The 25,701-nt window shown below is 70.1% G+C and carries 26 protein-coding genes; 16 read left to right on the plus strand and 10 right to left on the minus strand.

Annotation, left to right across the window (positions count from 1 at the left end; translation table 11 throughout):
* Positions 1–50 precede the first annotated feature (50 nt).
* The 3 genes from ACFP2V_RS12975 to moaA all read left to right on the plus strand — a co-directional run bounded on the left by ACFP2V_RS12975 (position 51) and on the right by moaA (position 3,188).
* Positions 51–407 (plus strand): DUF485 domain-containing protein, encoded by a 357-nt coding sequence (locus ACFP2V_RS12975; RefSeq protein ID WP_381210253.1) that lies wholly within the window; start codon positions 51–53, stop codon positions 405–407.
* On the plus strand, positions 404–2,032 hold the full coding sequence (locus ACFP2V_RS12980; RefSeq protein WP_381210256.1) for a solute symporter family protein: 1,629 nt from the start codon (positions 404–406) through the stop codon (positions 2,030–2,032). The genes ACFP2V_RS12975 and ACFP2V_RS12980 overlap by 4 nt, the downstream gene beginning before the upstream one ends.
* Positions 2,033–2,198: 166 nt before the next feature.
* Positions 2,199–3,188 carry a GTP 3',8-cyclase MoaA gene (gene moaA, locus ACFP2V_RS12985; RefSeq protein ID WP_381210259.1) on the plus strand — a complete coding sequence of 330 codons (990 nt, stop codon included), beginning with the start codon at positions 2,199–2,201 and terminating at the stop codon, positions 3,186–3,188.
* Between the two features lie 45 nt (positions 3,189–3,233).
* On the opposite strand, the gene ACFP2V_RS12990 is transcribed toward moaA, so the two are convergent.
* On the minus strand, positions 3,234–3,458 hold the full coding sequence (locus ACFP2V_RS12990) for a hypothetical protein (protein WP_381210391.1): 225 nt from the start codon (positions 3,456–3,458) through the stop codon (positions 3,234–3,236).
* Between the two features lie 301 nt (positions 3,459–3,759).
* Positions 3,760–4,158, minus strand: a complete 399-nt coding sequence (locus ACFP2V_RS12995; protein WP_381210262.1) for a DUF3099 domain-containing protein — start codon at positions 4,156–4,158, stop codon at positions 3,760–3,762.
* A 276-nt stretch (positions 4,159–4,434) separates the two neighbouring features.
* Between ACFP2V_RS12995 and ACFP2V_RS13000 the strand changes: the two genes are divergently transcribed.
* Complete coding sequence (locus ACFP2V_RS13000; protein WP_381210264.1) at positions 4,435–4,713, plus strand: GlsB/YeaQ/YmgE family stress response membrane protein; 279 nt, start codon at positions 4,435–4,437, stop codon at positions 4,711–4,713.
* A 169-nt stretch (positions 4,714–4,882) separates the two neighbouring features.
* On the opposite strand, the gene tyrS is transcribed toward ACFP2V_RS13000, so the two are convergent.
* From tyrS to ACFP2V_RS13025, 5 genes are all read right to left on the minus strand, one after another.
* Entirely contained in the window at positions 4,883–6,151 is a 1,269-nt protein-coding gene (gene tyrS / locus ACFP2V_RS13005; RefSeq protein WP_381210267.1) for a tyrosine--tRNA ligase, read from the minus strand.
* 49 nt (positions 6,152–6,200) lie between these two features.
* A complete protein-coding gene (locus ACFP2V_RS13010) occupies positions 6,201–7,613 on the minus strand; it encodes a metallopeptidase TldD-related protein (RefSeq protein ID WP_381210270.1) in 1,413 nt (470 codons plus the stop codon).
* Between the two features lie 168 nt (positions 7,614–7,781).
* Entirely contained in the window at positions 7,782–9,305 is a 1,524-nt protein-coding gene (locus tag ACFP2V_RS13015; protein WP_381210273.1) for a TldD/PmbA family protein, read from the minus strand.
* 104 nt (positions 9,306–9,409) lie between these two features.
* A complete protein-coding gene (locus tag ACFP2V_RS13020; protein ID WP_381210276.1) occupies positions 9,410–9,631 on the minus strand; it encodes a DUF397 domain-containing protein in 222 nt (73 codons plus the stop codon).
* Complete coding sequence (locus ACFP2V_RS13025; protein WP_381210279.1) at positions 9,628–10,494, minus strand: helix-turn-helix domain-containing protein; 867 nt, start codon at positions 10,492–10,494, stop codon at positions 9,628–9,630. Before ACFP2V_RS13025 ends, ACFP2V_RS13020 begins: the two co-directional genes overlap by 4 nt.
* Positions 10,495–10,647: 153 nt before the next feature.
* Here ACFP2V_RS13025 and ACFP2V_RS13030 point away from each other — a divergent pair, with 153 nt between their 5' ends.
* From ACFP2V_RS13030 to ACFP2V_RS13060, 7 genes are all read left to right on the plus strand, one after another.
* A complete protein-coding gene (locus tag ACFP2V_RS13030; RefSeq protein WP_381210282.1) occupies positions 10,648–11,133 on the plus strand; it encodes an ATP-binding protein in 486 nt (161 codons plus the stop codon).
* Between the two features lie 758 nt (positions 11,134–11,891).
* Positions 11,892–12,164, plus strand: coding sequence for a hypothetical protein (locus ACFP2V_RS13035; RefSeq protein ID WP_381210285.1), 273 nt, complete (start codon positions 11,892–11,894; stop codon positions 12,162–12,164).
* A gap of 110 nt (positions 12,165–12,274) precedes the next feature.
* Positions 12,275–13,201 carry a helix-turn-helix transcriptional regulator gene (locus tag ACFP2V_RS13040; protein WP_381210288.1) on the plus strand — a complete coding sequence of 309 codons (927 nt, stop codon included), beginning with the start codon at positions 12,275–12,277 and terminating at the stop codon, positions 13,199–13,201.
* Between the two features lie 86 nt (positions 13,202–13,287).
* The gene (locus ACFP2V_RS13045) at positions 13,288–13,467 is read left to right on the plus strand and encodes a hypothetical protein (protein WP_381210290.1); all 180 of its coding nucleotides are present in this window, start codon (positions 13,288–13,290) and stop codon (positions 13,465–13,467) included.
* Between the two features lie 371 nt (positions 13,468–13,838).
* Positions 13,839–14,543: a 3-oxoacyl-[acyl-carrier-protein] reductase gene (gene fabG / locus ACFP2V_RS13050; protein WP_381210293.1), complete on the plus strand. Its 705-nt coding sequence runs from the start codon at positions 13,839–13,841 to the stop codon at positions 14,541–14,543.
* 5 nt (positions 14,544–14,548) lie between these two features.
* Entirely contained in the window at positions 14,549–15,316 is a 768-nt protein-coding gene (fabI, locus tag ACFP2V_RS13055) for an enoyl-ACP reductase FabI (RefSeq protein ID WP_381210296.1), read from the plus strand.
* Positions 15,317–15,520: 204 nt separating this feature from the next.
* Positions 15,521–15,901 (plus strand): hypothetical protein, encoded by a 381-nt coding sequence (locus ACFP2V_RS13060; RefSeq protein ID WP_381210394.1) that lies wholly within the window; start codon positions 15,521–15,523, stop codon positions 15,899–15,901.
* Here the strand turns inward: ACFP2V_RS13060 and ACFP2V_RS13065 are convergent.
* The gene (locus ACFP2V_RS13065; protein ID WP_381210299.1) at positions 15,879–16,571 is read right to left on the minus strand and encodes a FadR/GntR family transcriptional regulator; all 693 of its coding nucleotides are present in this window, start codon (positions 16,569–16,571) and stop codon (positions 15,879–15,881) included. The two genes, ACFP2V_RS13060 and ACFP2V_RS13065, sit on opposite strands and share 23 nt — an antisense overlap.
* Before the next feature lie 70 nt (positions 16,572–16,641).
* Here ACFP2V_RS13065 and ACFP2V_RS13070 point away from each other — a divergent pair, with 70 nt between their 5' ends.
* The 4 genes from ACFP2V_RS13070 to ACFP2V_RS13085 all read left to right on the plus strand — a co-directional run bounded on the left by ACFP2V_RS13070 (position 16,642) and on the right by ACFP2V_RS13085 (position 19,294).
* Positions 16,642–18,096: a CynX/NimT family MFS transporter gene (locus tag ACFP2V_RS13070; RefSeq protein ID WP_381210302.1), complete on the plus strand. Its 1,455-nt coding sequence runs from the start codon at positions 16,642–16,644 to the stop codon at positions 18,094–18,096.
* A gap of 113 nt (positions 18,097–18,209) precedes the next feature.
* Positions 18,210–18,326, plus strand: coding sequence for an SGM_5486 family transporter-associated protein (locus ACFP2V_RS13075; protein ID WP_095534108.1), 117 nt, complete (start codon positions 18,210–18,212; stop codon positions 18,324–18,326).
* Between the two features lie 178 nt (positions 18,327–18,504).
* The gene (locus ACFP2V_RS13080; protein WP_381210305.1) at positions 18,505–18,711 is read left to right on the plus strand and encodes a hypothetical protein; all 207 of its coding nucleotides are present in this window, start codon (positions 18,505–18,507) and stop codon (positions 18,709–18,711) included.
* Positions 18,712–18,775: 64 nt separating this feature from the next.
* On the plus strand, positions 18,776–19,294 hold the full coding sequence (locus ACFP2V_RS13085; RefSeq protein WP_381210308.1) for a SixA phosphatase family protein: 519 nt from the start codon (positions 18,776–18,778) through the stop codon (positions 19,292–19,294).
* Positions 19,295–19,464: 170 nt separating this feature from the next.
* Here ACFP2V_RS13085 and serB read toward each other — a convergent pair whose 3' ends face one another.
* Positions 19,465–20,673, minus strand: coding sequence for a phosphoserine phosphatase SerB (gene serB / locus ACFP2V_RS13090; RefSeq protein ID WP_381210311.1), 1,209 nt, complete (start codon positions 20,671–20,673; stop codon positions 19,465–19,467).
* A gap of 146 nt (positions 20,674–20,819) precedes the next feature.
* Positions 20,820–22,856 (minus strand): streptophobe family protein, encoded by a 2,037-nt coding sequence (locus ACFP2V_RS13095; RefSeq protein ID WP_381210314.1) that lies wholly within the window; start codon positions 22,854–22,856, stop codon positions 20,820–20,822.
* 239 nt (positions 22,857–23,095) lie between these two features.
* On the opposite strand from ACFP2V_RS13095, the gene ACFP2V_RS13100 reads away from it, so the two are divergent.
* Positions 23,096–25,645 carry an ABC transporter ATP-binding protein/permease gene (locus ACFP2V_RS13100; RefSeq protein WP_381210397.1) on the plus strand — a complete coding sequence of 850 codons (2,550 nt, stop codon included), beginning with the start codon at positions 23,096–23,098 and terminating at the stop codon, positions 25,643–25,645.
* Positions 25,646–25,701 lie beyond the last annotated feature (56 nt).

Below are 25,701 nucleotides of genomic sequence, written 5' to 3' on the forward strand. Positions count from 1 at the left end.
ACACTCGCCCCCGTCCCCATCCGAACGCACCCGCAATGCGAGGAGACTTCGTGGCCGCCGAAGCACCGCCCCCCTCAGCAGAGGAACACAAACTCCCCACACCCGAGGAGTTCACCGAGGTGCAGGAGAGCGCTGAGTTCGGTGAACTGCGCCGCTCCTACCGCTCCTTCGCCTTCCCCGTGACCGTCGGCTTCATCGTCTGGTACCTGCTGTACGTGCTGCTCTCGAACTACGCGGGCGACTTCATGGGCACCAAGCTGTTCGGCAACATCAACGTCGCCCTCGTCTTCGGCATCCTGCAGTTCGTCACCACGTTCCTCATCGCGTGGTGGTACTCCCGGCACGCCGCCACCCATCTCGACCCCAAGGCCGAGGCCATCAAGACGCGTATGGAGGGCGGCGCATGAGCCCCTCGATCACCACCGTCCAGCTCGCCGCGAACGAGGCGAGCGAGCACCGCCCGCTCATCATCACCCTGTTCGCGCTGTTCGTCCTCGCGACCCTCGGCATCACCGTGTGGGCCGGCCGGCAGACCAAGGACGCCGCCGACTTCTACGCGGGCGGACGCCAGTTCAGTGCCTTCCAGAACGGACTCGCGGTCTCCGGCGACTACATGTCGGCCGCGTCCTTCCTCGGCATCGCGGGCGCCATCGCCCTCTTCGGCTACGACGGCTTCCTCTACTCCATCGGATTCCTCGTCGCCTGGCTGGTCGCCCTGCTCCTGGTCGCCGAGCCCCTGCGCAACTCCGGCCGCTACACGATGGGCGACGTCCTCGCCTACCGCATGCGCCAACGTCCCGTGCGCACCGCCGCCGGCACCTCCACCATCGTCGTCTCGATCTTCTACCTGCTGGCCCAGATGGCGGGCGCCGGCGTGCTCGTCTCGCTGCTGCTCGGCATCACCTCCGACGCCGGCAAGATCCTGATCGTCGCCCTCGTCGGCGTCCTGATGGTCGTGTACGTCTCCATCGGCGGCATGAAGGGCACCACCTGGGTGCAGATGGTCAAGGCCGTGCTCCTCATCGGCGGCACCATCCTGATCACCTTCCTGGTGCTGCTGAAGTTCAACTTCAACATCTCCGACCTGCTGGGCAAGGCCGCCGACAACAGCGGTGCGGGTGCGTCCTTCCTGGAGCCCGGCCTGCAGTACGGTGCGAGCGGCACCACCAAGCTGGACTTCATCTCCCTCGGCATCGCCCTGGTGCTCGGCACCGCCGGCCTGCCGCACATCCTGATCCGCTTCTACACGGTGCCCAACGCCAAGGCCGCCCGTAAGTCCGTGAACTGGGCCATCGGCATCATCGGCGGCTTCTACCTGATGACCATCGCGCTCGGCTTCGGTGCCGCGGCGCTCATCTCGCGGGACGAGATCATCGCCTCGAACCCGTCCGGCAACACGGCCGCCCCGCTGCTCGCTCTGCACCTGGGCGGCGTCGACTCGACCTGGGGCGCGATCCTGCTCGCCACCATCTCGGCGGTCGCCTTCGCCACGATCCTTGCCGTGGTCGCGGGCCTCACCCTCGCCTCGTCGTCCTCCTTCGCGCACGACATCTACGCCAACGTCATCCGCAAGGGGAAGGCCACCGGTGCGGAGGAGGTCCGCGCGGCCCGCTGGGCGACCATCTTCATCGGCGTCGTCTCCATCGGTCTGGGCGCCCTCGCCCGCGACCTGAACGTGGCCGGTCTGGTCGCGCTGGCCTTCGCGGTCGCCGCCTCCGCCAACCTGCCGACGATCCTCTACAGCCTGTTCTGGAAGCGGTTCACCACCCAGGGCGCGCTGTGGTCGATCTACGGCGGTCTCATCGTGGCCGTCGGCCTGGTGCTGTTCTCACCCGTCGTCTCCGGCGACCCCAAGGCGATGTTCCCCGATGTCGACTTCGCGTGGTTCCCGCTGAAGAACCCGGGCATCATCTCCATCCCGTTCGGCTTCCTGATGGGCTGGCTCGGCACCGTCCTGTCGAAGGAGGAGCCCGACGTCAAGAAGTTCGCGGAGCTGGAGGTCCGGTCGCTGACCGGCACCGGCGCCCACTGACCGACCCGGTCGACACCCTTTCCGGCCGCGTCGCAGGGACCCCGCAGGTCCCTGCGACGCGGCCGTCGTGCATCTCGTGGCATCGGGGCGCTGCGGCTTGTCGGTGGCGTCACGTAGGCTCACAGGTACGGAGCATGAGTGATCCGAGTGGAGGGAGGGGGGCCGCGTGCTCATCGACACGTACGGCCGGGTGGCCACCGACCTGAGGGTGTCACTGACCGACCGGTGCAATCTGCGGTGCACCTACTGCATGCCCGAGGAGGGCCTGCAGTGGCTGGCCAAGCCCGACCTGCTGACGGACGACGAGATCGTCCGCCTCGTCGGCATCGCCGTCACCTCCCTCGGCATCGAGGAGGTCCGCTTCACCGGCGGTGAGCCCCTGCTCCGCCCCGGCCTGGTCGGCATCGTCGAGCGCGTCGCCGCCCTGGAGCCCCGCCCCCAGATGTCCCTCACCACCAACGGCATCGGCCTGCGGCGCACGGCGGAGGCCCTGAAGAAGGCCGGCCTGGACCGGGTCAACGTCTCCCTGGACACGCTCCGCCCGGACGTCTTCAAGACCCTCACCCGCCGCAACCGCCACCAGGACGTGCTCGACGGCCTGTACGCGGCCCGCGAGGCCGGTCTGACCCCGGTGAAGGTCAACTCGGTCCTGATGCCGGGGCTCAACGACGACGAGGCCCCCGACCTGCTCGCCTGGGCCGTGGAACACGACTACGAGCTGCGCTTCATCGAGCAGATGCCGCTGGACGCCCAGCACGGCTGGAAGCGCGACGGCATGATCACCGCCGGCGACATCCTCACCTCCCTGCGCACCCGCTTCGAGCTGACCCCCGAGGGCGACGAGGCCCGGGGCTCGGCCCCGGCCGAGCGCTGGCTGGTCGACGGCGGCCCGCATCGCGTCGGCGTCATCGCTACCGTCACCCGGCCGTTCTGCGCGGCCTGCGACCGCACCCGCCTCACCGCCGACGGACAGATCCGCACGTGCCTGTTCGCCTCCGAGGAGACGGACCTGCGCACCGCCCTGCGCTCCGACGCCCCCGACGAGGAGATCGCCCGGATCTGGAAGCTGGCGATGTGGGGCAAGAAGGCGGGCGCCGGCCTCGACGACCCGGCCTTCGTCCAGCCGGACCGCCCGATGTCGGCGATCGGCGGCTGAGCTCCGCCCAGAGAATCCGAGAGCCCGCCGGAGCGGCCTCAGGCCCTACGCCCCTTCGGGCGCCTCCCACTCCTCGAAGCGCACGACGTCCTTCAGGAACCCGCGCACGCCGAGGAACTGCGACAGATGCTCCCGGTGCTCCTCGCACGCGAGCCAGGTCTTGCGGCGCTCCGGCGTGTGCAGCTTCGGGTTGTTCCAGGCGAGCACCCACACGGCGGCGGCACGGCAGCCCTTCGCGGAACAGATCGGCGTCTCGGGATCAGGGTCCATCACACCGCCGACCCTAACCCGAGCGGCGCAGTGCGACGGCCCGCGCGAAAGGGCGGAAGCGGGAGAAGAAGGCGAGGGAAGAGGCAGGGAAAGAAGAGGGGGAAAAGGCGACGCCGAGCAGCCACGGGGGGAGCTGCCCGGCGTCGGTCCGTCGCTCCGACGGGGGATGCGGAGCGCGTACGAAGTATGTCACGGGTCCCCCCGCCCCCGGCACCGGAACAACACGATTGATCTGAGCATTTCTTGAGCTTGGCGGGTTAGTGTCTTCCGCTTGCGGCTGGTCATGGTCATGTCCCAAAGGTCATGACGACTCGGGCCGCTCCGTTCGTGCGCCCGGAGTGGGCTCGGGCGCCACATCTTCCGTCCTGGATTCCGCCGGACCGTCATTCGTCCGTGAAGATGTGATCATCGGCCGCATCTGCGGCGTCAGATAAGCCGACGGCAGCGACGGCGCGTTTTCGCGTCCGGCGTTGGCGATCACCACTGCGACGTACGGCAGCAGCATGCCGAGAGCCAGCGCCACGATCGCGACGGGCCGTTCCACGTTCCAGAGTGTGGCCGCGAGGACGACCGAAATCGTACGAACGATCATCGAGATCACATACCGGCGCTGCCGCCCGCGTACATCTTCCTGGAGACCCGTTCTGGCGCCGGTGATCCGGAACACCTGGACGCCGCCGCTGCCATGCTGCTTCCACATCGCGTTCCACCATCCGCCCGAATCGGACTTTCCCTGCCTCCGGCCGTCCTGCGACAGGCCGGGACCCGGGCCCGCACGTCACCACGTTACGCCGCGTCCCCACCGCCCACGAGACCGGGGCGCCCGGCCCGTGCCCCCGTCCGTGTCCCGGGCCCGGACCCCGGCGTGTCCGTCCAGCCTGCGCCGCGGTGCGTACGGTACGGCCGACATGCGGCGTAAAGGATCCGGGCCGACACTGGCCGTAATGTTCGTGTCAAGGCGCACCAGGAGGCAGCCATGGGCTGGTTGTGGGCGATCATCGTGGGGTTCGTGCTCGGTCTGATCGCGAAGGCGATCATCCCGGGGAAGCAGCACAGCCCGCTGTGGCTGACCACCATCTGCGGCATCCTCGGCGCCATCGCGGGCAACGCCATCGCGCGGGGCTTCGGGATCGCGGAGACGCCGGGCATCGACTGGGGCCGGCACATCTTCCAGCTGGTGGCGGCGGTCGTCATCGTCTTCTTCGTCGACATGCTGTACATGCAGATGAGGGGCAAGCGCACACAGCGGACCTGACGTACGCCGGGCACACCGCGTCCACCGTGTAGGTCGGAGTACGACGCACCGGGCCCCGGCGACGCAACGACGGGAGACAGCCTCCGGAAACGCGGGGCGCCCCACACCCCCGGAGACCGCCCCGTCATGTCGCGTGAGGACGTTCACATGCTGCGCCCGAGCGGTGTGCTCAGGCGGCCGTGAGCTCCACCGCCGCCAGGTTCTTCTTGCCCCGGCGCAGCACCAGCCAGCGGCCGTGCAGCAGATCCTCCTTCGCGGGCACGGCGTCCTCGGCGGTGACCTTGACGTTGTTCACGTAGGCGCCGCCCTCCTTCACCGTGCGCCGCGCGGCCGACTTGCTGGGCACCAGGCCGACCTCGGCGAACAGGTCGACGACCGGACCGAGCTCGGCGACCCGGACGTGCGGCACCTCCGAGAGGGCCGCCGTCAGCGTCCGCTCGTCCAGCTCCGCCAGCTCACCCTGACCGAACAGCGCCTTCGACGCGGCGATCACGGCGGCCGTCTGACCGGCGCCGTGCACCAGCGTCGTCAGCTCCTCCGCCAGGGCACGCTGCGCGGCGCGCGCCTGCGGACGCTCCGCCGTCTGCTGCTCCAGCGCCTCCAGCTCCTCGCGGGACTTGAAGGACAGTATGCGCAGGTAGGTCGAGATGTCCCGGTCATCCACATTCAGCCAGAACTGGTAGAACGCGTACGGCGTGGTCATCTCCGGGTCGAGCCAGACGGCTCCGCCCTCGGTCTTGCCGAACTTGGTGCCGTCCGCCTTCGTCATCAGCGGCGTCGCCAGCGCGTGCGCCTCGGCGTCCGGCTCCAGGCGGTGGATCAGGTCGAGCCCGGCCGTGAGGTTGCCCCACTGGTCGCTGCCGCCCTGCTGGAGCGTGCAGCCGTAGCGCCGGTACAGCTGGAGGAAGTCCATGCCCTGCAGAATCTGGTAGCTGAACTCCGTGTAGCTGATGCCCTCGGAGGACTCCAGCCGCCGCGCGACGGAGTCCTTCGTCAGCATCTTGTTGACGCGGAAGTGCTTGCCGATGTCCCGCAGGAACTCGATCGCGGACAGGTTCTGCGTCCAGTCGAGGTTGTTGACCATCGTGGCCGCGTTCTCGCCCTCGAAGGACAGGAACGGCTCGATCTGGCCACGCAGCCGCTCCACCCAGCCGGACACCGTCTCCGGGTCGTTCAGCGTGCGCTCCGCCGTCGGGCGGGGGTCGCCGATCTGTCCTGTGGCCCCGCCCACCAGCGCCAGCGGCCGGAGCCCGGCCTGCTGGAGCCGGCGCATCGTGAGCACCTGCACCAGATGTCCCACGTGCAGTGACGGCGCGGTCGGGTCGAAGCCGCAATAGAACGTGACAGGACCGTCCGCGAGCGCCTTGCGCAAGGCGTCCTCGTCGGTGGACAGGGCGAACAGCCCGCGCCACTTCAGCTCGTCGACGATGTCCGTCACGGTTCTCGCGTCTCCTCGGTGCTTCTTCGGTTTCCGAACGCCTACGAGGTTATACGCCCTGGCTGACAGAACTCATATTGAAATCGGGGACCCGCATCGCGGGCATCGCGGCCCTGGTGAACCAGTCGCCCCACTCCCTGGGCAGCGTCTTCTCCGTACGCCCCGCCTCCGTGGCCCGGCCCAGCAGGTCCACCGGCGACTCGTTGAACCGGAAGTTGTTGACCTCGCCGACGACCTCGCCGTTCTCGACGAGGTAGACGCCGTCCCGGGTCAGACCGGTGAGCAGCAGGGTCGCCGGGTCCACCTCGCGGATGTACCACAGGCAGGTCAGCAGCAGGCAGGGCCCACCATGGCCTGTGGCCGCGACCATCTCCTCCAGAGAGCGGTCGCCGCCGCCGTCCAGGATCAGGTTGTCGATCGCCGGCGCCACCGGCAGCCCGCTGAGGGCCGCGCTGTGCCTGCTGGTGGTCAGCCGGTTCAGCTTGCCCTCCCGCACCCAGTCGGTGGCCGCCAGCGGCAGCCCGTTGTCGAACACCGACTGGTCGCCCCCGGAGGAGTGCGCGATCACGAACGGCGCCGACTCCAGCCCCGGCTCGTTCGGGTCGCTGCGCAGGCTCAGCGGCAGTTCGGCCAGCCGCTCACCGACCCGGGTGCCGCCGCCCGGCTTGGAGAACACCGTGCGGCCCTCGGTCGCGTCCCGGCCGGAGGCCGACCACAGCTGGTAGATCAGCAGGTCCGCGACGGCGGTCGGCGGCAGCAGCGTCTCGTACCGGCCGGCGGGCAGCTCGAGCCGCCGCTCGGCCCAGCCCAGCCGCACCGCCAGCTCGGCGTCGAGCGCCGCGGGGTCGACGTCCTTGAAGTCCCGTGTGGAGCGGCCCGCCCACGCCGAGCGGGTACGGTCCGGCGACTTGGCGTTGAGCTCCAGCGTCCCGTTGGGCTGGTCGTGCCGCAGCCGCAAGCCCGTGGACGTGCCGAGATAGCTGGACACCAGCTCGTGGTTGGCGAAGCCGTACAGCTCCCGGCCACCGGCACGCGCGCGTGCGAACGCCTCTCCGAGCGCCGGCGCGAAGTCGGCGAACACGGCGGACGAGGTCTCCGCGGGCGCCTCGGTGAAATCGGGAGACCCAGTCGTCCCCGCCACTCCCGTGACCAGCGGCTGGGCGTCCTCGGCGGGACCGGCACCCCGCGCGGCGGCCTCGGCGGCCCGCACCAGAGGCTCCAGCTCCTCGACGGTCACCGCGGACCGGGACACCACGCCGGACGCGGTGCCCTCCACGCCGTCCACGGTGGCGATGACGGTGAGCGTGCGCCCGCGCGTGACACCGTTCGTGGTGAGCGAGTTGCCCGCCCAGCGCAGGTTGGCGGTCGACTGCTCGTCGGCGATCACGACACAGCCGTCGGCCCGGGACAGTGCGAGAGCGCGCTCGACGATCTCGTGCGGCTTGGTGGTACGCGCGCTCATCGGCCCGCCTCCTGCGTGGCGTTGAGGCTGTGCTGTCCCGGGAGGCGACCCCCGGACCCCCGGCCGAATGCGACGCTGCCCCTCATCGACCCGCCTCCTGCGTGGCGTTGAGGCTGTGCTGTCCCGGGAGGCGACCCCCGGACCCCCGGCCGAATGCGACGCTGCCCCTCATCGGCCCGCCTCCTGCGTGGTGTTGAGAATGTTGACGCCCTTGAAGAGGGCGGACGGGCAGCCGTGCGAGACCGCCGCGATCTGCCCCGGCTGGGCCTTGCCGCAGTTGAAGGCGCCCCCGAGGACATACGTCTGCGGGCCGCCGACCGCTGCCATGGAGCCCCAGAAGTCGGTGGTCGTGGCCTGGTAGGCGACGTCCCGCAGCTGCCCCGTGAGCCGCCCGTTCTCGATCCGGTAGAAACGCTGCCCGGTGAACTGGAAGTTGTACCGCTGCATGTCGATGCTCCACGACCGGTCACCGACGACATAGATGCCCCGGTCCACGCCCCCGATCAGATCCTCGGTCGACATCCCGGCCGGATCCGGCCGCAACGACACATTGGCCATGCGCTGCACCGGAACATGCCCGGGGGAGTCCGCGAACGCGCACCCGTTGGACCGCTCGAACCCGGTCAGCCTCGCGATCCGCCGGTCCAGCTGGTAGCCGACCAGCGTGCCGTCCTTCACCAGGTCCCAGGACTGCGCCTCGACGCCCTCGTCGTCGTACCCGACGGTCGCCAGGCCGTGCTCGGCGGTGCGGTCGCCGGTGACGTTCATCAGCTTGGAGCCGTAGCGCAGCTTGCCGAGCTGGTCGAAGGTGGCGAAGGAGGTGCCGGCGTAGGCGGCCTCGTAGCCGAGGGCCCGGTCCAGCTCGGTGGCGTGCCCGATGGACTCGTGGATGGTCAGCCACAGGTTGGACGGGTCCACGACCAGGTCGTACAGGCCCGGCTCGACGCTCGGCGCGCGCATCTTCTCGGCCAGCAGCCCGGGAATCCGCTCCAGCTCGTCGTCCCAGTCCCAGCCGGTGCCCGTCAGGTACTCCCAGCCACGCCCGACGGGCGGCGCGAGGGTGCGCATGGAGTCGAACTCACCGCTCGACTCGTCGACGGAAACGGCCGTGAACACGGGGTGCAGTCGCACCCGCTGCTGCGTGGTGACGGTCCCCGCGGTGTCCGCGTAGAACTTGTTCTCGTGCACGGTGAGCAGCGAGGCGTCCACATGGTCCACCCCGCGCGCCGCCAGCAGCCGCGCGCTCCACTCGGCCAGCAGCCCGGCCTTCTCCGTGTCGGGCACGGTGAACGGATCGATCTCGTACGCCGACACCCAGGTCCGCTCGGAGTGCACCGGCTCGTCGGCCAGCTCGACCTTCTCCTCCGACCCGGCCGCACTGATCACCTGGGCGGACAGCTTCGCCATGGCCACGGCCTGCGAGGCGACCTTGGCGGCGGCGTCGAGGGTGAGATCCACCCCGGACGCGAACCCCCACGTCCCGCCGTGCACCACGCGCACCGCGTACCCGAGGTCGGTGGTGTCCGACGACCCGGAGGGCTTGGCGTCCCGGAACCGCCAGGAGGCGCTGCGCACCCGCTCCAGCCGGAAGTCCGCGTGCTCCGCACCGAGCGCACGCGCGCGTGCGAGCGCGGCGTCGGCGAGGGGGCGTAGGGGCAGGGCCAGGAACGTCTGATCAACTTCGTGGGGCACGAGTGGGAATTCCCTTCGAACGCTCGCCGACGGACCGTCGAGGGCAGTGAATCACGCGTGCGCCGTCAGGCCGAGGCGGCAGGCTCCCTCGCGTCCGCCACCGCTCAGAGTTCCCCGGATATCACTCCGGTGCGAAACGCCGCCCACTCCGAGGCGGTGAACCGTAGTGGTTCCCGGCCGGGGTTCTTGGAGTCACGCACGGCCCGCCCACCACCGGGCAGTGCGGCGATCTCCACGCAGTCGTTCTCCGCCCCGCTCACGGAGGACTTGCGCCAGACAGCGCCCGTGAGGTCCATGGCGTACAGGTCGGTCTTGCGATCGGTCACTGTCTCAGGCCTTCTTCCAACTCGGAGATGCGGACGAGCGAGTCCTCCACCGAGAGCGCTGTGGCCCGAATGCGCTCGTACGCCCTGTCGAAGGGTGCCGCGTCGTCGCCCTCAACGTATGTCGCACTCCCGGCGTTCTCCAAGAGCACGACATTCGGAAGGGGTGACCTGAACTTGGTGAGGCTGAAGCCTCCTTCGAGCCCCGGGTGCGCAGTGGAACTCAAGGGCATGATCTGGACGGTGACGTTGGGAAGTTCGGCGGTGTCGAGCAGTTTGCGCAACTGCTCGCGCATGGTGGCCGGGCGGGCGGCGAACCGCTGGTGCAGTGCTGCTTCGTGGATGATGGCCCACAGCTCCAGCGGCGTACCGGGTCGCGTCAGTACGGACTGCCGAGCCATCCGTACTTCTGCGAGTGCGGCGACTTCTTCCGGCGTACGGGTCGTCGTGATGCCCGCGATCGTTTCCCGGGCGTACGCGGTGGTCTGGAGCAGCCCGGGGACCAGGAGCGGAGTCCAGACACAGATCTGCTCGGCGTCCGACTCCAGGGAGATGTAGTCGGCGTACGCGGGCTGCACGATGCCTGAGTAGGCCTGCCACCAGCCCCTCTTGAGGGCGTCGCTGCGCAGCGTCTCCAGGACTGCGCCGACGTCCGGGTCTGTCACTCCGTAGACCTTGAGCAGTTCGGTGAGATCGCCGGGCTTGATGCCCTGAACGGCGTTCTCGATCTTCGACAGCTTCGGGGCCGCCCAGCCCATGGCCTCGGCGGCCTGGTCGAGACTGAGCCCTGCCTCATTGCGGAAGCTGCGCAGGGTCGTGCCGAGACGACGACGCCGGACTGTGGGAGCCATGGGGGAGTTGGGCATACCGACAGCCTGCACCCGACCGCCCTCGCCGAACCGAGCGAAAAAGAAAATGTCACTCGATCGGGTCGAAAGGTTGCGATTCTCCTGTGAATGGGCCCACGCTCAACCTGGCCGCAACCGAGCCAAATTGGAGCGCACCCCTCAAGGAGCCTCATGTCCGTCACACCCGACTTCCTCGCGAATTCCCTCACCTCGACCCGTTCCCTGGGCCACTACCTCACCCCCACCCCCGCCGGCTTCACCCTCCACATGTCCGCCTCCCCGGGAAACCTTCGGGCCGTCCGAGGCCTCACCGCCCGCTCCCTGCGGGACAGCGGCGCCGGGGCGGATCTGGTCGACGCGGCGCAACTGGTCCTGTGCGAGCTGTACGGGAACGCCGTGCGTGCCTGCGGTGATCACGCACCGCTGGTCGCCGAGGTGGAGACGGGCCCGGCCGGGGTGTGGGTACGGCTGCACGACCCGGACGGGAGCCGTCGTCCGCGCCGCGCGCCCGGGGCCCGACTCGACGACGGGGAGGCCGAGTCGGGGCGCGGACTCCCGCTGATGGACCTTTTGGCGCCCGGCTGGGACGTGGTGGCCACGCCCGTCGGGAAGCAGGTTCGGTGCCTGGTCTCGCACGATCTCGACGGAATCAACTGACCGGCCAGGCAGCCGGATGGCCCGTCAGGGCGACTACCGGTGGCCGGGGGTGGTCTTTTCGGTGGGCGGAGCCGAAGGTCGGCTCCGGACGGAGGGAACCGGTGACCACACCTTTCGAGGTCAGTGCGAGAGCGGTCCACCAGGCGGCGACGATTCTGGTCGACCACACTCGGGACGGTCTTCGGTTCAGGAGGCTGTGGCCGCTCGTCAAGGCGGCCGACCGGACCTCGAATCCGATCCGGATCTCGAATCCGAAGCGGCCTTCCGGGTCTATGAACAGGAGAGGGGGCGTACTGAAACTGACCGGCAGGGTGACCGCACAGCCATCGAGGGCCGCACCGGCCCCCTGGCGGTCATCGACGCCCGCGGCCGGGTCACCGAACGCCGTGATAGGGCGGCCCTGTCCCGGCCGGCAGCGACTGCACCCGCACCCTGTACGAGTGCACCCCCGGTAGTCCTTCAGCTCAGGTCGGCCAGAACGGCGGCCATGACGTCGTAGGTGTTCTTCACCTCGGCGTCGCCCAGCCGGTGGCGCTCCAGACGGACGGTGCCGAGGTGTCGGGCCTCGTAGGTCAGTGAACGCCGTACCGCAGCGGGACAGCGCCCGCTTTACGAGTAGTCGACGATCATCTTCCGCAATGACCGTCTGGTAGAGGTCAGTTGTGATTTCGGTAGTTGTCGGTGGTGCCGGGTAGGCTTGTCGGCTACTTGGAGTTGACGGTCAACTCTTCGGCGGGCGACGGCTTGTGGAGGCGTACGTGGTCGGACGCGAGGTCGCTGCAGCGGACCATCCGAGCAAGGAGATCAGGGAGGTCCTCAAGCGGCTCGTCGCCGACGGGTGGGTGCTCAGGTCGGAGGCCCACTGGGGCACGCTCTACTGCCCCTGCGAGGACCAGTGCACGGTGATCCGTGTCGGAGGTACGCCGAAGAACCCCGGTCAGGAGGCTCGGCGTATCCGGCGCAAGGCGAAGTGGTGCCCGTTGCCTCCGGACGACCCTCGCGCGGCTTTGCGCGGCGGCGTCGTCAAGTGACCTCGTGTTGTCAATTGACAACACTGCCGGACTCGGCGAAGCTGGCGTCTGGGGGCGTTCCCTGGAGCGAGAGGCGCAGGAGTACAGGACCAGGGACGAGAGGCACACGCATGGGGGGCTGGGGTGTCATGGAGTACGAGTTCCACTTCGTCGTGGACGGGATCAGCGTGGACGACGACGAGGCCGTCGGGATGGTCCACGACACGTTCGGCGGGTTGCTGACCTACCACCGAGGCCGGCACTTCCTGGATATCGCCGAGAGTGGGGCCAACGCGATCGATGCGGCCCACCGTATTGTCGTGCGGCTGCGGAAGTCCCTGCCCGGCCTGCGCCTGCTGCGCACCGACCCCGACCTCGTCGGCGTCTCCGATATCGCAGAGCGTGTGGAGCGCTCGCGGCAGAATGTCCAGCAGTGGGTGAACGGTGAGCGGCGGCAGGACAAACTGCCGTTCCCGGACCCCGAGGGTGTCGCGGGTCGTTCACCGGTGTGGCGCTGGGGGGATGTCAATGCCTGGCTCGCCCAGTTCGGCGAGGGGGACGGTGTGCACACCCCCACCAGGGAGGAGGCCCTGACCATCGACTTCATGCTGCCGAAGTGGCAGCGCACCCTCGATGACGGCCTCCCCTTGGTCCACTTTGCCGCAGCCGGTGCCGGAGACGGCCGGGACCGAGAGCGGGAGGCCCTCCAACGGCTGTTGGAGGGCACTCTGGCCTTCCCTGGTGTCCTGGAGCGGATTGCGGCGATCCCGCGGACGGAACAACAGAGGCTCACGGTCGTCTGCGCGGTTCTTCCCGACCGGCTGAGTAGCGTTGTGGCCCGAATCGGCCATGACGAGGTATGGGCGGTACTCGCCTACCAGGGTGCGGAGGGTGAACTGCGACTCCAACCCGTCGGCACGGCCAAGGCCTCGGGTGCGATCCCGGTCGCCAGCCTCGGTCTCGGTCCCGACGCAACGGTCGGCGATCTTCTGCTCGTCCAGACCAATGGCCCGGACGACACCCCTGTCACACCGATCACGCCGGTCGGCCTGGACTGAAAAGGGCGACGAACCAGATCACCAGGCACGGCAACCTGATCGCCACGCCGTCACCGGCCGGTCGGCCCATGGAGCGGTACACGCATGTGGTAGCGCAGGAAAAGATCAAGCTGAAACCGGTCACCGCCGCCGACCGGCACAGCATGCCGCACTACGAGGTACCGGAGGATGCCGATCCCTTGGCGCTGCTGTCGTCCGAGCGCGAGGAGGGCGACTGCCGATCTCAAGGGCTCATCGCGGATTGCCACGCGGACGACACGACGTAGCCACCGGACGTCTTGGAAGCCTTCCTGCCGCAGCGGGACGCAGGGGACACGGAGCCGCTTGCCTCCGGCACGACAGCGGATGAGCCCCATCGGTCGGCGCACTCTCCCCGCGGGACGACCTGACCGCCCTGGTGACCTACGACCGCAGGATGCTCGAGACCGCTCGCACCGAAGGGCCGGCCGCGCACGCGCCGGGAATGGCGGACTGACCCCGTCTGCCTGCGGGGTCGCCGACTGTAGGGATCCGACAGTTGCTCCCGTGTGTCACTGTCGGTGCCCGATTGCTCCGGGGAGCGTCCCGACCGATAAGTTTTCGGGGAAGGCGCCTGCCTCGCGCAGGGGCTCCAGACCGCTATCGAAAGGGTGATCCGTTGAGCCGCTCGGTTCTCGTCACCGGAGGTAACCGTGGCATCGGCCTCGCCATCGCCCGCGCGTTCGCCGATGCCGGTGACAAGGTCGCGATCACGTACCGCTCGGGTGAGCCCCCCGAGGGCTTCCTCGCCGTCAAGTGCGACATCACCGACTCCGAGCAGGTGGAGCAGGCCTACAAGGAGATCGAGGCCCAGCACGGCCCGGTCGAGGTGCTCGTCGCCAATGCCGGCATCACCAAGGACCAGCTCCTGATGCGCATGTCCGAGGAGGACTTCACCTCGGTCGTCGACACCAACCTCACCGGTACCTTCCGGATCGTCAAGCGCGCCAACCGCGCCATGCTGCGCGCCCGTAAGGGCCGGGTCGTGCTGATCTCCTCGGTGGTGGGCCTGGCCGGCCAGGCGGGGCAGGCGAACTACGCGGCCTCCAAGGCCGGCCTGGTCGGCTTCGCGCGCTCCCTCGCCCGTGAGCTGGGCTCGCGCAACATCACCTTCAACGTCGTCGCGCCCGGCTTCGTCGACACCGACATGACCAAGGTGCTCACCGACGAGCAGCGGGCGGGCATCGTGTCGCAGGTGCCGCTCGGCCGGTATGCGCAGCCCGAGGAGATCGCCGCCGCGGTGCGGTTCCTCGCCTCGGACGACGCCTCGTACATCACTGGAGCCGTCATTCCCGTTGACGGCGGACTGGGAATGGGTCACTGAACGACATGAGCGGAATTCTCGAGGGCAAGCGCGTCCTGATCACCGGTGTGCTGATGGAGTCCTCCATCGCCTTCCACACGGCCAGGCTGGCCCAGGAACAGGGCGCCGAGATCATCCTGACCGCGTTCCCGCGGCCCACGCTGACCGAGCGCATCGCCAAGAAGCTGCCCAAGCCCACCAAGGTCATCGAGCTCGACGTGACCAACGACGAGCACCTGGGCCGGCTCGCGGACGTCGTGGGGGAGGAGCTCGGCGGCCTCGACGGCGTCGTGCACTCCATCGGCTTCGCGCCGCAGGACGCGCTCGGCGGCAACTTCCTCAACACGCCGTTCGATTCGGTCTCCACGGCCATGCACGTCTCGGCGTTCTCCCTGAAGTCGCTGACCATGGCCTGCCTGCCGCTGATGCAGAACGGCGGTTCCGTCGTCGGCTTCACCTTCGACGCGCAGTACGCCTGGCCGCAGTACGACTGGATGGGCCCGGCCAAGGCCGCCCTGGAGGCGACCAGCCGTTACGTGGCCCGTGACCTGGGCAAGCAGAACGTCCGCTGCAACCTGATCTCGGCGGGCCCGATCGGCTCCATGGCCGCCAAGTCCATCCCGGGCTTCAGCGAACTGGCCTCCGTGTGGGACACCCGTGCCCCGCTGGAGTGGGACCTGAAGGACCCGGAGCCGGCCGGCCGCGGCGCCGTCGCCCTGCTGAGCGACTGGTTCCCGAAGACCACCGGCGAGATCGTCCACGTGGACGGCGGTCTGCACGCCATCGGCGCCTAGGCGCCGCGGGCTCCTGCCCGCGGCAGTCGTCGAGGGCCCGTACCCCATGAGGGTGCGGGCCCTCGGCCATGTCACCCGATCGGCTCAGCAGAGCAGGCGGGGCCCGGCGTCGAAAGGGGACTGTGGAGTACGCGTTCGCCGCGTGATCCCCCTCCCCAGCACGGCCGAGGAGGTCCTCTTGTGCGCTTCTACCGCCTGGCCTCGATGACCGTCGCCGTTGTTGCCGGTGTCGGCCTCGTGCCGATCCTGTCGTACGACGCGATGCCGTACGACGCGATGCCGCACGCGAGCGTGCACCCCGCCGACGCGGGATCGGGCGACGCCGGGTCGGACGGTGCGGCGGCCGACGATCCGTTCGGGGCCGCCTGCCGGATCGGGGTCGACGGGTCCTGGGTGACCGCGTACTGCCACAACCCCTACCCGGACGCCGACCACGTGCGCCTGCACATCGAATGCGTCCGATGGTGGGACCTCGATAGTGACAGCGCTCCGGTGGCCGCCGGACCCGCACAGACCGTGCGGCTCGCCGGACGCTGCTGGGATGCGGTCGGGGCGGCGTGGATCAGCCACCGGAAGGCGGGTTGACGCGCCCCGGACGGCACACGAGCGGATAGGCGGCGGCCTCCTCGGCCGCCGTCGCCGCGTCACCCGCGCGGATCGCGTCCACCAACCGCGCGTGGTCCATGTGCGTCTCCGGGGTCAGCTCCTGGCCCACGTCGTCGCGCAGCCAGTCCCGCAGGACCTCGCTCAGGTCCGCGTACAGCGCGGTCAGTACGTCGTTGTGCGACGCGGCCACGACGGCGAGGTGGAAGGTGGCGTCCGCCGCCACGAACGGTTCCGCCTCACCCGACTCCCAGGCCTCCTCGCGGCGCAGCAGCAGCGTGTCGAGCTGTTTGAGGTCCTTCTCGGTGCGCCGTCGGGCGGCCAGCCGCGCCGCGGACGCCTCCAGGGTGGAGCGCAGTTCCGCGATGTGCCCGGGGTCGGCGTCGGCGAAACGGCGGTGCATCACACCCGCCAGCTCGCTCGTGGTGACGACATACGTGCCCGATCCCTGGCGAATGTCCAGCAGCCCGTTGTGCGCCAGCGCGCGGACGGCCTCGCGGACCGTGTTACGGGCCACCCCCAGCTGTTCGACCAGCTCCGGCTCGGTCGGGATACGGGAGTCGACCGGCCACTCGCCCGAGGTGATCTGGGCGCGCAGAGCGGCGATGACCTGCTCGGACAGGACGGAACGACGGGGATGGCTCAGGGGCATGACACACCTTCGCACGACGGAGGCGCCGGGCGGCGTTCCCAGCGTGGACAACCAATCATCCTATGATTTTATGATGGACTTCATAGCTGGTGAGGAATCCCGGACGACCGCGTCCACGACCGCGTGCGCGGCGGCTCCGGCATCCGACAGCACAGGGACCCGGGAGAGACGGACCGGGGGGACCGACGGCCCGGAGCCGGGTCACCGGGAGGCCGGTGACCCGGGGGCCAGACGGTCCGCCGCGCGCGCGTGGACGGTGCGCCTGCTCGTCGTCGGCATCGTCCTGGCGGCGTTGAACCTCCGACCCGCGATCGTCAGCCTCGGCGCGCTGCTCGAGGAGGTCCGTACCGGGCTCGGTATGAGCGGCACCGTGGCCGGGCTGCTCACCTCCCTGCCCTCGCTGTGCTTCGCCGCCTTCGGTGTCACCGCCCCGCGGCTGGCCCGCCGCTTCGGACCGGGTGCGGTGGTGTGCGCCGCCATGGCCGCCATCGGCTCCGGTCTGCTGATCCGTCCGTTCACGGGGAGCACGGCGGGTTTCCTCGCGGTCAGTGCCCTCGCACTCATGGGCATCGCCGTCGGCAACGTCCTGATGCCGGTCATCGTCAAGCAGTGGTTCCCGGACCGGGTCGGTTCCATGACCGGCCTGTACTCCATGGCACTCGCCCTCGGTACGGCCCTGGCCGCCGCGGTGACCGTGCCGGTGACCGAGGCGCTGGGCGGGAACTGGAAGTCGGGACTCGGCCTGTGGGCGGCGCTCGCCGTGGCTGCCGTCCTGTCCTGGCTCCCGTTCGCGGGGGAGCGGGGCAGGGCACCGGCGGAGCGGACGCCCGCGCGGGAGCGGCACAGGCCAGGGGAGGGAACGACGGAGAAGGCAACGCCGGGGGAGCAGACGTCCGGTCGGCGCCCGTCACAGGAGCAGGCGCCCGCACCCGAGCTGCGGATCACCCGCAGCCGGACGGCCTGGGCGCTGGCCGTCTTCTTCGGGCTCCAGGCGACCGCCGCCTACATCACCATGGGCTGGATGGCGCAGATCTTCCGGGATGCGGGTGTGTCCGCGAGCACGGCCGGGCTGTTGCTCGCTCTCACCATGGCGATGGGCGTGCCGCTCGCCTTCGTCATCCCGCGCGTCGCCGCGCGGCTGCCCCGGCAGGGCCCGATCGTGGTCGTGCTCGGCACGAGCGGCCTGGCCGGATACGCCGGGCTGTACTTCGCGCCCGCCACCGGTGCCCTGCTCTGGGCGCTGCTGCTGGGCATCGCCAACTGCGCCTTCCCGCTCGCGCTCACCATGGTCGGGATGCGGGCGAGGTCCGGCGCGGGTGTGGCCAAGCTGTCGGCCTTCGCGCAGAGCACCGGCTATCTGATCTCCATTCCGGGTCCCCTCCTGGTGGGCGTCCTCTACCAGCACAGCGGCGGCTGGGGCCTGCCGCTGGCGCTCATGTCCGCCCTGCTGATCCCGCAGATGGTCGCGGGCGTGCTGGCGGGCCGCGCCCGCACGGTGGAGGAAGAGGCGGCGGCCGGCCGCTGAGCCCGCGGTCTTTCGGGGTTTCCGACCCGTGAGCCCGCGGCCTTCCGGTTTTCCGACCCGACCCGACCCGCCCCGGGGCGGGCCGGACCGGTGGCGAGTGCGAGACTTGCCCCATGCCAGTCCTCGACCCGAACCCCCAAAACGGCCAGAAGAAGATGCTGCTCGTCTTCGGCGCGTTCTTCGCCATCTTCATCGTCATCGGTGTGATCGCGAGCATTCTGGCGCCGTGACACTCCCGCCGCCGCCCAGGTCCGGGGCCCATGGTGGTGCTGGCACCCCCATCCCCTAGGGGGCCAGGCTCAGGGTCAAGTGGGTGGGTCACCGGATGGGTTGAGAGCCCGGGAGTACATACCTTCGAGATGTGGCCGCGAGACGCGGACACGGACCACTCGAAGAGCGGAGGCCCCCATGGCGGCGCGCACGCACACCCGGCCCCACCCGGTCCCCCGGGGCGGCGTCGACATCCGGCTGCCGTGGTGGGCCCTCGCCCTGCCCGCACTCGCCTTCGTCACGCTGCTCACCCTGCTCCTGAACCCCGCGGATACGCACGCGGTGACCGCCGAGCCCGGGATCACCCACCTCATCGAGCGGGCACAGCAGCTCATAGCCCGCTGAGCACCCCGGAAGTGGCCGTCAACTACCTGCGCCTCATGGCCTGTTTCATGCGAAGCTGGGTCACATGAGCGTCGCAGAACCTCGCAGGATTGTCCTTTTCCGGCATGCGAAGGCCGACTGGCCGCCGGTGACCGACCATGAGCGCCCGCTCGCCGAGCGTGGCAGGACGGACGCCGCAGTCGCCGGACGCAAGCTCGCCGACTCCGCCATCGCCTTCGATCTGGCCCTGTGTTCCACCGCGACCCGGACCCGGGAGACGTGGAAACTCGCGGTTCACGAGTTCCCGCAGCGACCGAAGACGGTGTACGAGGAGCGGATCTACGAGGCATCGCCCGGTGAGCTGATCGCCTTGCTGAACGAAACCCCGGACGACGCGCAGAACGTGCTCCTGGTCGGCCACAATCCCGGGATCCAGGGACTCGCCGAGATCCTCGCCGGATCGGCCGAGGGGGACGCGGGCGAGCGGATGAGCCGCCGCGGCTATCCGGCAGCCGCGTTCGCCGTGCTGTCCTTCACCGGCTCCTGGAAGTCTCTGGAGCCGGGCCTCGCCACCCTGCTCGACTACTGGGCTCCCAGCGAATGACCTGCACGGCATGACGGCGGGGTCGGGCACCGGCGGCGTGGACCAGGTGCCGGGCCCCGCTCCCGCAAGGACACCGGCGGCCGCGCACAGGACGGCTGTGGACCGGACGGCTGTGGACCGGACGGATCGGGTGCGGTACGGCCGGTGCGCCCGCGAACCCTCCGCGCGGCTCAGTCCGGGTCGAGGATGTCCGCCGCCTCGACCTCTTCACGCGTGATGCCCAGCAGATACAGGACCGTGTCCAGGAAGGGGAAGTTCACGGCCGTGTGAGCGGCCTGACGTACCACCGGCTTGGCGTTGAAGGCGACACCGAGACCCGCCGCGTTGAGCATGTCCAGGTCATTCGCGCCGTCGCCGATCGCCACGGTCTGCGACAGCGGAACCCCCGCTTCGGCGGCGAACCGGCGCAGCAGCCGCGCCTTGCCCGCCCGGTCCACGATCTCGCCCGTGACCCTGCCGGTCAGCTTCCCGTCGACGATCTCCAGGGTGTTGGCGTGGGCGAAGTCCAGCGCGAGCCGCTCCTTCAGATCGTCCGTGACCTGGGTGAACCCCCCGGAGACCACACCCACCTGGTAGCCGAGCCGCTTCAGCGTGCGGACCAGGGTACGGGCGCCCGGTGTCAGCCGTACCTCGCTGCGCACCTTGTCCACCACGGAGGCGTCCAGCCCCGCCAGCAACTGCACGCGTGCGTGCAGCGACTGCTCGAAGTCCAGTTCCCCGCGCATCGCCGCCTCGGTCACCTCAGCGACCTTGTCCTGGCACCCGGCATGGGCGGCGAAGAGCTCGATCACCTCGTCCTGGATGAGCGTGGAGTCCACATCCATGACGACCAGACGCTGGGCGCGCCGGTGCAGTCCGGCCGCGACGACGGCGACATCGACGCCGAGCTTCGCCGCATCGGTCACCAGGGCGGTGCGCAGCGGCTCCGTCTCCGTGCCGGACACCGCGAACTCCACCGCGGTCACCGGATACTTGGCGAGCCGGAAGACACGGTCGATGTTGGCGCCGGACCGGGTGATCCGCGCGGCGATCGCCGCCGCCGTCTCGGCGGTGAGCGGGCGGCCCAGCACGGTGACCAGGGAACGGCCGAGGCCGCGCGGACGGTTGTCGCCGATGCCGGAGATGATCTCCGCCTGCAGTTTCATGGACTCCGCCCAGCTGTGGACGGTCGCCCGCAGATTGCCCTCCAGGCCCTGCGCCGGCTCGGTCACGAGCGCGCACAGCACGATTCGGCCACGGGTGACGACCTGCTCGATGTCGACCACATCGACGGAGTAGGCGGCGAGGGTGTCGAAGAGACCGGCTGTGATGCCCGGCCTGTCCTTGCCGAAGATCTTGACAAGGAGCGTGGGAACGTCCGAAGTCTGCGATGCGCTCATGGTGTTCCCACCGTATCCGGCACGCAGTGCCCCGCGCGCCCGAGGTCCGTCTGGCGGACAGCGAAATCTTGGCGTCACGGAGGTGTCCCGGACCTTACGTGCCCCGGGTACCGCCCCCTCACTGCGCCTCCCTCACCACGCCTTTCTCACCGTCCGCCGCCGGGCCCGCGCGGCGCCGGGGGAGGCGGCGGCGGGGGCGGTGGCCCCTCGTCCGGCCACAACGGGGACCGCCTCCCGGCCGACGGCCCGGAACCGTGCCCGGGGCCCCGCCCGGACCCGCCACCCCCGGACCGCCCGCCTCGGGGCCGGTCGCGCGAAGGCGGTTCGACGGGACGGATCACGGTAGGAGCGTCGGAGAGGTCGCCCGCGCCCGGTTCGCCCGGCCCGCCGTCATCCCGGAAAGGCTCGTCCGCCGCTCGGCCGGGCGGCCGTATGTCACCGAGTGCCGGTGACGGACCGGGCCGCTGCTGCCGCTCCTCGGCCGGGCGTGCGTCCTGCGGTCCCCACAGCTCCTCGGGCACGATCAGATACGGGTTGGTGCCCGGATTCGGTGGCCGGTACGGCACCCCCGGCGCATACGGCCCGGCTCCCGCCCCGGACGACGGTCCGCCCTCCGGAGGGCCGACAGACCCGGCATCCCGTACGACCCCCGCACTGCCGGCACCCGCCGCGTCCTTCCCGGCCCGGACCCCTTCCCGCGCCGAGGCCTCCGCTTGCGCCAGCGGGGCCGCCCGCCGTCCCGCGGCCCCGCTCGCCCACGCCAGCATTGCCCCCGCGGCACCCGCGCCCGCACCCCAGACGGCACCCAGGAGCAGCGCCATGCCGAGGTTCCCGCGCAGCTCGATGCCCGCGCCGAACGCGTCGAAGCCGAGCACGGACAGCGAGGCGTTCGCCGACACCTCCGTCAGCCAGGCCAGCAGAGGCAGGGCCAACGCCGTCGTGACCCCCAGCCGCAGCGCACACCGCCCGGCGAACCCCGCGGCACCCCCTCCCCGCACGGCACCCGCACCACCGATGCCGCGCCCACCCGGCACCCCGCCACCCGGAAGACCCGGATCACCCGGACCGGCCGCTACCCCCAACGGCGTCCGTACCGCGACCAGCACACCGGCCAGCAGCATCATCACCGCGGCCGCCACCCCCAGCAGCCACACCCGCCCGTCGAGTTCGGCCAGCCGGGTCAGCGTGACCGGCCGACCGGAGCTCATGCGCAGCAGGTCGTCCACGGGGTGCGGCAGAGCACCGAGCAGCGCACCCGTCGCCCGCCCGTCCCAGGGCACGAACAGCCCGATCGGGACGCCGAGCCACACGCCGTTCGGCGCGCCCAGCAGAGCCGCTCCGGCGATCCGCCGGGGGTGGTCGTCGCCGATCGCCGCGTACCCCGCCGCCGCGTACCCCGCTGCCACCGCCACCAGACCCACCATGACCAGGGCGGACACGGCAGGCCGTACGACCCGGTGCACGGCGTCCCAGCCGCGTGGCAGCGGAGTGCGCCGGGACGCCAGCAACGCGACGGCCAGGACGACGGCCGGCCAGACCAGGCCGCCGAGCAGCGTCGGCACCGTGTCGACGGTGAACCCGACCGCCGCCTGAGCCTCGACGAGGTCACCGACCCGGTCCGGCAGCAGACCCTCGATGTCCCCGAGGTCCCCCAGCCCCGGAATCTCCAGCCCGCCGCCTCCACCGCCCGGCAGGTCGTCCAGCCCCAGCGCGCCCCCGTCGATCGTCACGACATCGTGGCCCGCCCACACCAGCCCGCCCGACATCCCCACGAAGAGCGCTATGACCGTGCCCGCGCGGGCGACAAGTTCGGCCGGCGACAACACGGCGCCCGCGGCCCGCAGGGACCGTAGGAAGAAATACGACAACAGCAGCGCACCGACCAGACTCACCCCCAGTGGCGTGATCTCGACGGCCGTACTCGCCTCCGCGCCCGACAGCCCGAACACCGACACGTCGCCGGACGGGGTGACCGAGCCACCGGCCGCCAGCGCCACCACCGCGGCCGTCATCGGCCCCAGCGAACCCGCCGCGTCCGCGTCCAGCAGACGCAGCCCGAGCGCCGCCGTCCCGGCCATCCCGATCAGCGCCCAGCTCACCCCGGCGACCGCGGACATCACGACGTCCACCCACGGCACACGCGTGCCGTGCCCCGCGGTACCGACGCCCGTGGCAGTACTCATGGCAGACCCCCCGATCCGCTCCGCGGCGAGGTGGCCGCGCATGTCCCCCTCGCGTGGTTTACCACTCTCCGGCCCGGTTTCAACACCGTCAACGGCGTCACTTGAAGCGTCGGGCGCCCGCTTCGCAAGGCCCGACTTTCAGTCGGAGGGCCGAGCCTGAAATAGTTCCCACCGATGTTCGACATCCCTAGACTCCCTGCGATGGGGGAAATTCGGGGGACAACTCAGTGGGGCATGGAGTGCCGGAACTCGTACTGGAATCAAACGGACGGACCTGGACGCTCGATCCGTCCAGGTCGTACACCCTGGGGCGTGATCCACAGGGGGACGTCGTGGTGGACGATGCCAGGGTGTCCTGGCGTCACGCCACGATCAGCTTCAACGGCCACAATTGGGTCGTCGTGGACCATGGCAGCACCAACGGCACGTTCGCGCAGGGCCAGCGGATCCATCATCTGGAGATCAGCTCCGACACAGCGCTGAACCTGGGCAACGCGAACGACGGGCCGCGCGTGACGCTCTCCGGCGCCGCGGCCCCGGCCGTCTCGCCGCAGGCGCAGCCGCAGCAGCCGTATGCCGCGCAGGGAGTGCAGGGGGCCACCCCGGGCTGGGTCCAGGAGGGGCAGCAGCAGGCGCAGGCCCAGGGCGGCCGGCCGCAGCAACCGCCGCAGCAGCCCGGGTCGTACCAGTCCGCGCCGCACCAGTCCGCGCCGTACGTCCCGCAGCAGCAGGGTCCCGGGGGCGCCGCGGGGGCGGCGCCGATGTACGGCGACCGCAGTCCGACCACGTTCCACCAGTTCTCGCTCGGCCGCGTGATGCGGATCGGCCGTGCCCTGGAGAACGACCTGGTCGTCTCCGACCTGCAGGTCTCCCGCAACCACGCCGAGTTCCACTCGACGCCCGACGGTCGCATGGAGATCCGCGACCTGGGCTCGCACAACGGCACCTACGTCAACGGTATGCCGATCGCCAAGGGCGGGACGCAGCTGCTCGGCCCGGCCGACATCGTCGGCGTCGGCCACTCGACGTTCCGGATCGTCGATGACCGGCTCGAGGAGTTCGTCGACACCGGTGAGGTGTCCTTCTCCGCCCGGCACCTGACCGTCACGGTCGACGGCGGCAAGCAGATCCTCAAGGACGTCTCCTTCGGCGTGCCCGAGAAGTCGCTGATCGCGGTCATCGGCCCGTCCGGCTCCGGCAAGTCGACCCTGCTCAAGGCGCTCACCGGCTACCGGCCCGCCGACCGGGGCGAGGTCCTCTACGACAGCCGGAACCTCTACAAGCAGTTCGCCGAGCTGCGCCAGCGCATCGGTCTGGTCCCGCAGGACGACATCCTGCACAAGGAGCTGACCGTCAAGAAGGCCCTCAAATACGCGGCCAAGCTCCGCTTCCCGGCCGACACCACGGCCGCCGAGCGCGATGCCCGCATCGACGAAGTGCTGCGCGAGCTGAAGCTCGACATCCACAAGGACAAGAAGGTCACGTCCCTCTCCGGCGGCCAGCGCAAGAGGGTCTCGGTGGCACTGGAGCTGCTCACCAAGCCGTCGCTGATCTTCCTGGACGAGCCGACCTCAGGCCTCGACCCGGGCATGGACCGCGATGTCATGCAGCTGCTGCGCGGACTGGCCGACGACGGGCGCACCGTCCTCGTCGTCACCCACTCCGTGGCCGAGCTGGCGATCTGCGACAAGCTCCTGGTGATGGCGCCCGGTGGCTCGGTCGCCTACTTCGGCCCGCCCGACGAGGCGCTGAACTTCTTCGGCTACGACACCTGGGCCGACGTCTTCTCCGCATTCGAGAACTACCGCGACTACGACTGGGCGGGCCGCTGGAAGGGCTCGCAGCACTACCAGATGTACGCCGCGGACATCGACGCGGTCGCACCGCAGTCCGTACAGGTCCCTCAGATGCAGGCGATGCGGCCACCGAAGCCGCAGGGCTGGATGTCACAGTTCGTCACACTGGTACGCCGCTACGTCTCGGTGATCGTCTCCGACAAGGGCTTCCTCGCCCTGACGGTGATCCTGCCGGCCGTTCTCGGCGCGGTCAGCCTGCTCATCGACGCCGACAGGGGGCTCCTGCCGAACGAGCCCAACCAGGCCGGCCGGATCGTCCCGAACGGCACGGCGACCACGGTCCTGCTGATCCTCGCGGTCGGCGCCTGCTTCGCCGGCGCCGCGAACTCCGTACGTGAGCTGATCAAGGAACGGGTCATCTACGAGCGGGAACGCGCGACCGGCCTGTCCCGCTCGGCGTATCTGATGTCCAAGGTGTTCGTGCTCGGCATGGTCACCGTGCTGCAGGGCCTGATGGTCGGTGTCATCGGCTTCTCCAGCCGGGAGATCCCCGAGGAGGGGCTGGTCCTCGGCGGTTTCACCCTGCTCGAGCTGTCCATCCCGATCATGGCGCTGGGCTTCACCTCGATGATGTTCGGCCTGATCATCTCCGCGCTGGTGAAGACCGCGGAGAAGACCATGCCGCTGCTGGTGATGTTCGCGATCGTCCAGGTCGTGTTCACCGGCTGCCTGTTCGCGCTGCACGGCGCGGTCGGCGTCAACCAGTTCTCGTTCCTGATGCCGTCGCGCTGGGCGGTCGCCGCCGCCGGCGCCACGCTGGACTTCAACAGGATCAGCCCGCCGGAGACACCGGGCGACCCCGATCCGCTGTGGGAGCACGCGGCCGGGACCTGGCTCATGGACATGGGCGCGCTCATCGCCCTCGGCGTGATCTGCGGCTTCTTCGTGGCCCGCTTCCTGCGCCGGCACGAGCCCGAGGTCATGCGCAAGTGACCGGTGCGGTGACGCGCGGGCGGTGACCCGCGCGGTGACCCCGCCCCACGCGCGCC

Origin of the sequence: Streptomyces incanus (genome assembly GCF_042656345.1) — a bacterium.
GTDB lineage: Bacteria > Actinomycetota > Actinomycetes > Streptomycetales > Streptomycetaceae > Streptomyces > Streptomyces incanus.

Excerpts from the sequence above, each read along its gene's own strand:
- ACFP2V_RS12980 (WP_381210256.1), top strand. The coding sequence starts at position 404 with ATGAGCCCCTCGATCACCACCGTCCAGCTCGCCGCGAACGAGGCGAGC.
- ACFP2V_RS12990 (WP_381210391.1), bottom strand. The coding sequence starts at position 3,458 with ATGGACCCTGATCCCGAGACGCCGATCTGTTCCGCGAAGGGCTGCCGT.
- ACFP2V_RS12995 (WP_381210262.1), bottom strand. The coding sequence starts at position 4,158 with ATGTGGAAGCAGCATGGCAGCGGCGGCGTCCAGGTGTTCCGGATCACC.
- ACFP2V_RS13000 (WP_381210264.1), top strand. The coding sequence starts at position 4,435 with ATGGGCTGGTTGTGGGCGATCATCGTGGGGTTCGTGCTCGGTCTGATC.
- ACFP2V_RS13010 (WP_381210270.1), bottom strand. The coding sequence starts at position 7,613 with ATGAGCGCGCGTACCACCAAGCCGCACGAGATCGTCGAGCGCGCTCTC.
- ACFP2V_RS13025 (WP_381210279.1), bottom strand. The coding sequence starts at position 10,494 with ATGCCCAACTCCCCCATGGCTCCCACAGTCCGGCGTCGTCGTCTCGGC.
- ACFP2V_RS13030 (WP_381210282.1), top strand. The coding sequence starts at position 10,648 with ATGTCCGTCACACCCGACTTCCTCGCGAATTCCCTCACCTCGACCCGT.
- ACFP2V_RS13040 (WP_381210288.1), top strand. The coding sequence starts at position 12,275 with ATGGGGGGCTGGGGTGTCATGGAGTACGAGTTCCACTTCGTCGTGGAC.
- fabI (WP_381210296.1), top strand. The coding sequence starts at position 14,549 with ATGAGCGGAATTCTCGAGGGCAAGCGCGTCCTGATCACCGGTGTGCTG.
- ACFP2V_RS13060 (WP_381210394.1), top strand. The coding sequence starts at position 15,521 with ATGACCGTCGCCGTTGTTGCCGGTGTCGGCCTCGTGCCGATCCTGTCG.
- ACFP2V_RS13065 (WP_381210299.1), bottom strand. The coding sequence starts at position 16,571 with ATGCCCCTGAGCCATCCCCGTCGTTCCGTCCTGTCCGAGCAGGTCATC.
- ACFP2V_RS13070 (WP_381210302.1), top strand. The coding sequence starts at position 16,642 with ATGATGGACTTCATAGCTGGTGAGGAATCCCGGACGACCGCGTCCACG.
- ACFP2V_RS13075 (WP_095534108.1), top strand. The coding sequence starts at position 18,210 with ATGCCAGTCCTCGACCCGAACCCCCAAAACGGCCAGAAGAAGATGCTG.
- ACFP2V_RS13080 (WP_381210305.1), top strand. The coding sequence starts at position 18,505 with ATGGCGGCGCGCACGCACACCCGGCCCCACCCGGTCCCCCGGGGCGGC.
- ACFP2V_RS13085 (WP_381210308.1), top strand. The coding sequence starts at position 18,776 with ATGAGCGTCGCAGAACCTCGCAGGATTGTCCTTTTCCGGCATGCGAAG.
- serB (WP_381210311.1), bottom strand. The coding sequence starts at position 20,673 with ATGAGCGCATCGCAGACTTCGGACGTTCCCACGCTCCTTGTCAAGATC.
- ACFP2V_RS13095 (WP_381210314.1), bottom strand. The coding sequence starts at position 22,856 with ATGAGTACTGCCACGGGCGTCGGTACCGCGGGGCACGGCACGCGTGTG.